The 5,573-nt window shown below is 63.9% G+C and carries 4 protein-coding genes; all 4 read left to right on the top strand.

The genetic code is table 11. The features are described 5' to 3' along the window. The first annotated feature begins 337 nt into the window (after positions 1-337). The 4 genes from H5397_RS16970 to H5397_RS16955 all read left to right on the top strand — a co-directional run bounded on the left by H5397_RS16970 (position 338) and on the right by H5397_RS16955 (position 5,361). A complete protein-coding gene (locus tag H5397_RS16970; protein ID WP_182818911.1) occupies positions 338-2,122 on the top strand; it encodes an AIPR family protein in 1,785 nt (594 codons plus the stop codon). Positions 2,123-2,678: 556 nt separating this feature from the next. Then, entirely contained in the window at positions 2,679-3,431 is a 753-nt protein-coding gene (locus H5397_RS16965) for a hypothetical protein (protein WP_182818909.1), read from the top strand. A 279-nt stretch (positions 3,432-3,710) separates the two neighbouring features. Further along, positions 3,711-4,205, top strand: a complete 495-nt coding sequence (locus tag H5397_RS16960; RefSeq protein WP_182818908.1) for a hypothetical protein — start codon at positions 3,711-3,713, stop codon at positions 4,203-4,205. Between the two features lie 70 nt (positions 4,206-4,275). Then, the gene (locus H5397_RS16955; protein ID WP_182818906.1) at positions 4,276-5,361 is read left to right on the top strand and encodes a hypothetical protein; all 1,086 of its coding nucleotides are present in this window, start codon (positions 4,276-4,278) and stop codon (positions 5,359-5,361) included. The last annotated feature ends 212 nt before the right edge of the window (positions 5,362-5,573 follow it).

The raw sequence follows: 5,573 nt of genomic DNA, 5'->3' as shown, positions 1-5,573 counted from the left end.
GAAACCTCTGGGTGGCAGCGACCTCTCTGGCCAAGGCCCGGCACCAGATCTGCCGATGGGCGTGTGCTCATCAACTGCCCAGAGTCGGTCGTCGACCTCGGAGGGCGTGACCTCACCCACATGCCGAGAGTCGGACGTTGCCGATCGTCCGCTGATCGCGTCGCTTCGCCCATGACGACGCAGGCTCTGTCGCTCCCTTTCGGTCTGTCGGGTCAGCGCGCAACAGCACGAACGTGTCCGGGGCAGGGCGCCGTGGAAGCGGGCTTCACGCCCGCCCGGATTCCAGGGGCTGCTTACCGTAAGATCGCCCTGCAAAGCGCATCCCCGGAGGTACGGCATGGCAGATCAGGGCGGCACGGAGAATGTCACCCCTGGCTACTCTGCGTTTGAGAGCCGCGACGATCTCAAGGCATACGGCGACAACGCGCTGCTGCTCTTCGTCGCGCAGATGCGCCTCGGCTTCGACGACGTGGACACTTTCGCGTCTAACAGCCTGACTGACGGGAGCAACGACAAGAAGTGTGATCTCGTCGCTGTCTCCGCGGACAAACAGCGCATCGTTCTTGCTCAGGGCTTCATGTCGGCGAAGACGACCGCAGGGGAAGCCCCAGCGAACAAGGCCAGCGACCTCAACACCGCAGTCAGTTGGCTCCTGGCCGGAAAACTCGACGGCCTGCCCGAGACGCTGCGCGGGGCCGCCGAGGAGGTCCGTGACGCACTGAGTGGCGGCGAAATTCGCGAGTTGCAGCTCTGGTACGTCCACAACCGCAGTGAGTCCAAGAACGTCGATGACGAGTTGAAGCAGGCCGTGAAGACCGCGGACGGCATCCTCAAGAGCCATTTCCCTGACCTGGACGTTGACGTGTCGTGCGCGGAGATCGGCCGTAGCGTCCTCGAGGACGAGTACCAACGGATGCACGCCCCGATCCTCGTGCCCGACCAGTACGTGTTCGACGTCCCGGGTGGCTTCGAGATTCAGGAGCACGACTGGAGCGCCTTCTTCACCGCCGTTCAAGTCGCGGACCTGCGCGCCCTCTGGGCGACGCACAAGACCAGACTCATGTCACCGAACATCCGTGACTATCTCGGCGTGGTCCGCTCGAGCGGCAACATCAATTACGGCATTAAAGAGACGGCGAAGGGTCAACCCGACAACTTCGCAATCTTCAACAATGGCATCACGGTGTTGGTGAACAAGTACGAGCACAGGGTCGCCGACGGTGGCCTCCAGACTCTCGCCGTTGAGGGCATAGGCATCGTCAACGGTGGTCAGACGACGGGTGCGCTGGGAAGTCTGGACGCCACGGAGGCGGAGGCGACGACGGGTGCGCGAGTCATGGCCCGTTTCGTGAAGTGCACCAACGCCGCCGTCCTCGGCGACATCGTCAAGTACAACAACACGCAGAACAAGGTCGAGGCCACCGACTTCCGGAGCAAGGACGCCGTGCAGGACCGTCTGCGGAAGGAGTTCGAGGCGATGCCGGAGGCCGACTACCGCGGGGGCCGACGCGGTGGAACGACCGACGCCATCCAGCGGGTCAAGACGCTGCTCCCGGACTCCTCGGTGGCGCAATCCCTCGCCGCGTTCCACGGTGAGCCCAACCTCGCCTACAACGAGACCCGAAGCATCTGGGACAACGACGCGGTCTACTCACGGGTCTTCCGTGACACGGTCACGGCCCAGCACATCCTCTACACCTACGGGCTACTGAAGGCGATCGAGCAGGTGAAGGCCAAGATCCTCGCTATCCCCTCGGCGTCCCGGACAGACGCGCAGAAGCGCCATGCCACGTTCGTCAGCGCCCGAGGGTCGAACTATCTACTCGTGGCAGCCCTTGGCGCGTGTATTGAAACGATCCTCGGCGTGGCAGTCGCGGACCGGCACAACCTGCGGTTCAAGACGAGCAAGACCCCCGCGCAGGCAATCGCGGCTTGGGTGCCGGTCGTTGAGGTGGCGATGGCGTTCTCCGGGCAGTTGGCGCCGGCGACTGACCGCGGCCTGAAGGCTCAGGATCGCGTCAAGAAGGCGATTGAGGACTTCGGCTCCATGCTAGAAGCCACGCGGTCTGCGAACCCGACTCCGTTCGACGACCTGGCTGCCGACACCAACACCGGCGCCTGACTCAGGGTTCAGAACGCAGGCAGGCCACCCGCAAGGGATTCCAAGCTCGGCACGTTCGAGAGGTTGGGCACTTGGACGGGCCTAGGACAGGCCGGGTGCGTCGGCCGCAGCGCGAGCCTTGTGTTAGCAGTCCTAAAGCGTGGCCATGTGGCGGCCGAGCACCACAGGCACGAGGCGCTATTGCCTTGACGGCGAAGTCGTTGTTGGGATCGCTTCGCGCCGCCCACGTCGGATCACCCCCCTCTCGTTTGACGCGGGCGTGGTGCCTCTCTCTCGTGCCGTTGCCGCTCATATCCTCCTCTCGTGGGACCTACTGGGCGCATCCGGCTCTTCGCCATTCGCCAGCATGGCGGGGGTCAAGATCGCTGGGATGCGACGGTCGCGGTGGCAGAAGGAAATCGCTGGTGCGGAACGAATCAGCTTCAGATCGACGAGCTCGTGAAGCGAGGATCTCGAATCCGTGTTTAGTTCGAAGGACTGTGCTTGCTAGTCCTTCGCCCTTGGGCCAATTACTCGAAGATGCCAGCTCGAGCGGCGCCGACGGTATGCTCGGGCCATGACCGATCCGGTTCCTGGCAGCAGCACGGGCGCCCGCCACGCGCCCGCAAATTCGCCAGTAGAGTTCGGTGACGATGGGCAGTTTCGCCATGACGGGTACTGGAACTCCTTTCAGTTCGACCCTCCCCTGACGCATGAGGACGCCCTCCTGTTGGTAACGAGAGCCGAGGAGTTGGGCTACCGAATGCTGTTTCGTCGAGCTGACTACTCTCTCGAGGAGGTACAGGCTCGACTTGTCGACCAAGGCCCCAGCGCATTCTTGGACATCACCTGGCTGCAAGAGGACATAACTCCGAAGGAACCGCCGGCTACCGCCGAGCAGCGTATGGCGAAGCGAATAGGAAAGCTGGCGCCTAAAGCCGACCTCATCATCACTGACCCGTATCTGTTTACACGCACAAGGGTGAAGGACAGCGGAGTGTATGCGGCGTCGCTGGGGACGATGATGGCACCTGCTCTGATAAAGGGGCTGCAGATCACAGCAGTCGTGAAGCCATCCGGAAACGACCCGACGGTGCATGCGGCGGTCGAGGCCGAGTTGCGCGCCCGCGAGCCCGGTCTGAGGTTGTCCGTCGTCGAATCTGACGACTTTCACGACCGCTTCTGGATTGCCGACCGTGCTCGGGGCCTGATCATCGGCACTTCGCTAAACAAGATCGGTCGGCGGATCTTCTTCGTTGACGAACTGAGCGTCACCGACGTCGCTGCCGTCCTATCCGAAGTCGATCGAATCCTCGCCAGCCAACCCTGAGACGAGCGCCTCGCGTCGAACGATCGCGGCACACCGAACGGTGTCGTTCGACGGCCTGCGCGGTGCAGGCAGCGACAAGGATCGTGTATGGGCAGAGACCTTCCTTCTTCCGAGAGTCGGGTCAACTGGCCCGTTCGTGCTCGCCGCCACGCGACCGCGTGTGGCGGAGCAATCGCTCATGCCGCGGCTGGTGCTTGCGGGTCGACCGTGGCCAGGCCGGCGCATACAGTCGACGACAGCGCCGGACGGCGAACCGATGTCCCTGGGAAAGAGCAAGGCATGACCCCAGCAATGAACTCCACGCGGCGCCTGAGCGCGAGGGCCGTCGCGCTCATCGGAACGGGGGCGGTGGTTGCTTACGCGCTGCTCGCCGCGGTCCAGATCCTCGTGTGGAATCCGCAGGCTGCAGTCCCCGGCGTCGGTCTCGACCAGATATACGCGGACGTGGCCGCGACTGGCGAATCCATGGCTGCCGGGATGGTCATTGCCTTCCTGGCGGTCGGGCCCCTGCTGGCGATCGCGCTGCTAGTCGGCGCCTGGAGGCGGCCCGAGGGGCGGGCCAGTGTGGTGGGGGTCCCGTTCCTGGTTCTGCTGGCTTTGGGAGCCCCAGCCTATTTCTGGGCGAACTTCGGTCCGGGCATGGCCTTGGCCGACACGTTCTTCGTTAGTGGGGGTGATCATTCAGCGTGGTCTGCCCCGTTGTACGTGACGAGCGGCCTCGCTGTCCTTGCCCTCGTTGGGCACGTGGTGTGGAACCGCTCGAGCCGTCAGTAGGAACCCAGAAGGGCGGGGTGAGAACGTCCGCTTCTGCCGCGTCGCGACAGCCCGCTCGTACACTCGGGACGTGGATCCGACCGACTTCCTCGTCAGCGTCATCGTCAGCGTGCCGGCGCTGGTGGTGGGTTTTCACGGGAACGCCGACGGACTTCCTGAAGAGTTCGTCCGAGAGCCGCGGTTCAACTGCTGCCAATGGACCATCCGCAACGGGATTCCCACCGTACTGGAGCCGACCGATCCTGAAGACGTCGCGGCCCCGCCCCACCCTGGGTTGGAACTGGGTCGCCTGCTGCTGCTCGCATCAGGGCAGCAGATCGATCGAGTCATCGACGGGGTGGGGCCGATCGTGGAGGATCTCGCTGACCAACTGACCTTCCAGATGCAGGTTCCCGTCCGGGTGGTAAGCATCGACGTTTCCGGCTCGTCCCCGGATGGCTCCGGGCAGGTACGGACAGTCGCCTACGCAGGCGCTGAGGGGTTCGTCATGGGCAAATTTCGCGGCCCGATCCCCAACTTCCAGTGGTCCTCGACAGCCAGCAATCGCCCCATGCTGGCCGGGCTCGTCGGCCCACTAGGCGCGAGGGAGCGCAAGGCTCTGTTCTGGTACTCGAAGTCGCTCGTGGCGGCCAGCATGATCGACCAGTTCGTCGCCCTCTGGGTGGCCTTGGAAACGCTCATTCCCCGGTTCGAGTTCGGGCTGGAACTCGCAGGGAAACCGTTGAGGCTCGGCTGCGGCCACGAACTGCCCACATGCCCGGCCTGCGCCGCGTCGACTGCAAGACCGACCGGAGGGGACAAGGCGAAAGCCTTCCTCACTGATCGTGGTGGGATGACTGTCGAGTATGCCCGCAAGGCGTGGCAGATTCGCCAGCTACTCCACGGGCACGACATCTTCATTGAGGACCAACTTGAGGATCTAGGGGCGACCCTGCCCGCGCTGCGCGCCGCCATCATCACCCTCATCCGTGCAGCGACCGACTGGCAGTTACCGGTGCCTCAGATGACCCGGATCGACGGCCCGATCCTTGGCGCACTGATGGCTCTGAGTGGGACCCGCTCCTTAACCGAAGCCGACGCCGCAATGATCGAGCGGCTTCGCGTGCTTCGTCAGGCACCAGCCCATTCCCCGGTCCGTCCAACGACGGGACTGTGACGCCGACTGACGGCCTACTCCGCGTCGCGGATAGCGTCCAAGACAGTGCGGAACGAGTGCTGGATCGCTCAAGCCGGAGTCAGACTGAGTATTGGTGTCTCGGAGCACCACCGGTATTGCCGTTGAGCACCACTTGTTCGTGCGCGTGTTCTCGTCGTTGAGCGCCACCGAGTATTCGGCTTCAGCACCACCTTCTTAGGCTCCTTCTGCCG

This window comes from Propioniciclava sp. MC1683 (assembly GCF_014164675.1).
Classification (GTDB): Bacteria; Actinomycetota; Actinomycetes; order Propionibacteriales; family Propionibacteriaceae; genus Propioniciclava.
Note: the sequence above shows the minus strand (reverse complement) of the source record. Positions and strands in the feature narration are given on the sequence as shown.